The organism is uncultured Nocardioides sp., from assembly GCF_902805925.1.
Lineage (GTDB): Bacteria > Actinomycetota > Actinomycetes > Propionibacteriales > Nocardioidaceae > Nocardioides.
This window is the reverse complement of record NZ_CADCUP010000006.1, coordinates 1-3,183: the sequence shown is the minus strand read 5'-3', so window position 1 is coordinate 3,183 and position 3,183 is coordinate 1. Positions and strand designations below refer to the sequence as shown.

Sequence of the window (3,183 nt, the reverse complement as noted above, 5' to 3'; positions counted from 1 at the left end):
TGAGGTAGCCCTGGCGGGCGAGGAGGAAGACGGTCCACGCCATCCCGGTCAGCAGCACGAGCACGGAGAAGAGGACCAGGTCCTCGGTGCGCCAGGCGAGCAGGAACACCACGACCTCGACCAGCCCGACGACGGTCAGCGCGCGCCGCTCGCCCACGCGGGCCACCAGGGCGCCGGCGGGGAGCGACATCAGGAGCTGGCCGATGCCCACCAGCGCCACCACGAGCGCGGCCTGGCCGACGGTCGCGCCGAGCTCGCGGGCGTGCAGGGCGACGATCGGGAGGACCGCGCCGTGGCCCACGCCCTCCACGATGCTCGGGCCGTACGCCGGCAGCGCGATCTGGCGCAGGCGGAAGTCGGTGGACGTCATGGGACGGCCAAGCCTAGGTCTCGGTAGCCTCACCGCCATGACGAGCCCGGACGCGCACGACACCTCCTACGCCGGCTCGCTGGCGCCCGACATCGACGCCTGCTGCCGGCTGCAGGGCGAGTTCACGCTCCGCTCGGGCCAGGTCTCCAGCGAGTACTTCGACAAGTACCTCTTCGAGTCCGACCCGGCCCTGCTCGACCGGGTCGCCACCGCGATGGTCGAGCTGCTGCCGGCGGACACCGAGCTGCTCGGCGGCCTCGAGATGGGCGGCATCCCGCTCGTGACGGTGCTCAGCGCCAAGACGGGCGTCCCCGCGCTCTTCGTGCGCAAGAGGGCCAAGGAGTACGGCACCTGCAAGCTCGCCGAGGGCCCCGACGTGGCCGGTCGCCGGATCACGATCGTCGAGGACGTCGTCACGACAGGCGGCGCCGTGCGCGACGCGACGCGGGGGCTGCGCGAGCGCGGCGCCACCGTCGAGGTCGTCGTCTGCGCGATCGACCGCAGTCCGGCCGGTGAGGACCCGCTCGCCGACGTCGACCTCGAGGTCCGCCCGGTGCTCACCAGGGCCGAGCTGGACGCGGCCGCCTCGGCGCGCGAGCAGGCGGGTGGACGTCGGGGCGCCGGACCGGGCTAGTCGACCTCGCTGCCGAGGATGTCCCGGTCGGGACGGCCGTCGGCGTCGCGGTCCTCGGCCTCCGGGGCGTGGGTCCGTCGGTGTCGCCACCACTCCCAGACGATCGGGATCACCGAGAAGGCCAGGATCACGATGATCGCCTTGTCGATGTTCTCGCCGAGTCCCGGGAAGGCCTGACCGAGGAAGTAGCCGAGCAGCGTGATGCTCATGACCCACGCCACCGCACCGATCGCGCTCCACAGGAAGAAGCGGCGGCGGTCCATGCGGGTCACCCCGGCCACCACGGTGATGAAGGTGCGCACGAACGGCACGAAGCGGCCGATGACCAGCGCCTTGTTGCCGTGCTTGTCGAAGAAGACCTGTGTCTGGTCGAAGTACTTGCGCTTGAGGATCCGCCCCTCGCGCTCGTAGAGCGGTGGCCCCAGCCTCCGCCCGATCTCGTAGCCGCACACGTTGCCGAGGAACGCCGCGGCGCTCAGCAGCACCAGCGCCAGCAGCAGCTCGGCGAACGGCGGGGTGCCGAAGACGTCGATGCGCTCGGCCGCGATGAACAGCCCCAGCGCGAAGAGCAGGGTGTCGCCGGGCAGGAACGGGAAGAAGAGCCCGCACTCGACGAAGATGATGGCCAGGCTGATCCAGAAGAGCTCGGTGCCGAACTGGTCGAGCAGCCAGTTGGGATCCATCCAGTCCATCCCGAGCAGGAGCGGCTGGACGATCGACTGCGCGGTCACAGGCGTCAGCCTAGCGCCGCCCGTCCACCCCTCTAGGCTGCCGTGCGTGAGCGAGGACCCGGACGACGAGCGGGCGCCGTACGACCCGATGCCGCACGGGCCCCCGGAGGTCGGCGTCGGACCCTGGAAGGGGCCCTGGCCGAGCGGTCCCGGCAGCGAGGTGTACGACGCCGATCTGCTCGCCGCGGGCGACCGCCGCAACGTCGTCGACCGCTACCGCTACTGGTCGGTGGAGGCGATCGTCGCCGACCTCGACAGCCGGCGGCACGACTTCCACGTCGCGATCGAGAACTGGCGCCACGACTTCAACATCGGCACGATCGTGCGCTCGGCCAACGCGTTCCTCGCCGCCGAGGTGCACATCGTCGGCAACCGCCGGTGGAACCGCCGCGGCGCCATGGTGACCGACCGCTACCAGCACGTGCGCCACCACGACACCGCCGCCGACCTCGCGACACACCTCCGCGGCGCCGGCGTCCGGCTCCTCGGGATCGACAACCTGCCCGGGTCGGCGCACCTGGAGACGACGCGGGTGCCGCGCCGGGTGTGCTTCCTCTTCGGCCAGGAGGGCCCGGGCCTCTCCGCGGGTGCGCGGGAGGCGTGCGACGGCACCTTCTCGATCGCCCAGTTCGGGTCGACGCGCTCCATCAACGCCTCGGCCGCCGCGGCGATCGCCATGCACGCCTGGGTCCGCGAGCACGCCGACCTGTCCGGCGACGCGGCCTGGCGGGGTTGAGCCGGCCGGCCTCACGATGCCAGATCCCCACATATGTGGATCCGTGCCACCCCCGGGCGTCCCCGCGAGCACCGACGTCGCCTCGTCGACGGCCACGACATGGTCGGTGTCCATGCCTCACGCGACCGACTAGGGTCCTCGGTGAGGCCCAGCACGTCTTCGACCCCTGACCCGCCGAGGAGTCCCCGATGCCCATCGCCACCCCCGAGCGCTACGCCGAGATGCTCGATGCGGCCAAGTCCCGCTCGTTCGCCTACCCGGCGATCAACGTCTCGTCGTCGCAGACCCTGAACGCCGCGCTGCAGGGCTTCGCCGACGCCGGCTCCGACGGCATCATCCAGGTCTCCACCGGCGGCGCCGACTACCTCTCCGGCCCCGGCGTGAAGAACATGGTCAGCGGCTCCGTGGCCTTCGCGGCCTACGCGGCCGAGGTGGCGAAGAACTACCCCGTCAACATCGCCCTGCACACCGACCACTGCCCCAAGGACAAGCTCGACGGCTTCGTCCGGCCGCTGCTGGCGATCTCCGTCGAGAGGGTGAAGCGGGGCGAGATGCCGCTGTTCCAGTCGCACATGTGGGACGGCTCGGCGGTGCTGCTCGACGAGAACCTCGAGATCGCCGCCGACCTGCTCGCCCAGTGCGCGGCCGCGCACATCGTCCTGGAGGTCGAGATCGGGGTCGTGGGCGGCGAGGAGGACGGCGTCGCCCAAAA

The 3,183-nt window shown here is 71.4% G+C and carries 5 protein-coding genes; 3 read left to right on the top strand and 2 right to left on the bottom strand.

Annotation, left to right across the window (positions count from 1 at the left end):
- The coding region (locus QZX64_RS00485; protein ID WP_295656065.1) for an MFS transporter at positions 1-370 on the bottom strand (370 nt) is incomplete at its 3' end.
- Between the two features lie 37 nt (positions 371-407).
- Here QZX64_RS00485 and pyrE point away from each other — a divergent pair.
- Positions 408-1,004: an orotate phosphoribosyltransferase gene (pyrE, locus tag QZX64_RS00480; RefSeq protein ID WP_295656064.1), complete on the top strand. Its 597-nt coding sequence runs from the start codon at positions 408-410 to the stop codon at positions 1,002-1,004.
- Here the strand turns inward: pyrE and QZX64_RS00475 are convergent.
- On the bottom strand, positions 1,001-1,735 hold the full coding sequence (locus QZX64_RS00475; RefSeq protein ID WP_295656063.1) for a DedA family protein: 735 nt from the start codon (positions 1,733-1,735) through the stop codon (positions 1,001-1,003). The two genes, pyrE and QZX64_RS00475, sit on opposite strands and share 4 nt — an antisense overlap.
- 88 nt (positions 1,736-1,823) lie before the next feature.
- Between QZX64_RS00475 and QZX64_RS00470 the strand changes: the two genes are divergently transcribed.
- The gene (locus QZX64_RS00470) at positions 1,824-2,471 is read left to right on the top strand and encodes a TrmH family RNA methyltransferase (protein ID WP_295656066.1); all 648 of its coding nucleotides are present in this window, start codon (positions 1,824-1,826) and stop codon (positions 2,469-2,471) included.
- 188 nt (positions 2,472-2,659) lie between these two features.
- Positions 2,660-3,183, top strand: a 524-nt coding sequence (locus QZX64_RS00465; protein WP_295656062.1) for a class II fructose-bisphosphate aldolase, incomplete at its 3' end; no start/stop codon positions are given.

Excerpts from the sequence above, each read along its gene's own strand:
- pyrE (WP_295656064.1), top strand. The coding sequence starts at position 408 with ATGACGAGCCCGGACGCGCACGACACCTCCTACGCCGGCTCGCTGGCG.
- QZX64_RS00470 (WP_295656066.1), top strand. The coding sequence starts at position 1,824 with ATGCCGCACGGGCCCCCGGAGGTCGGCGTCGGACCCTGGAAGGGGCCC.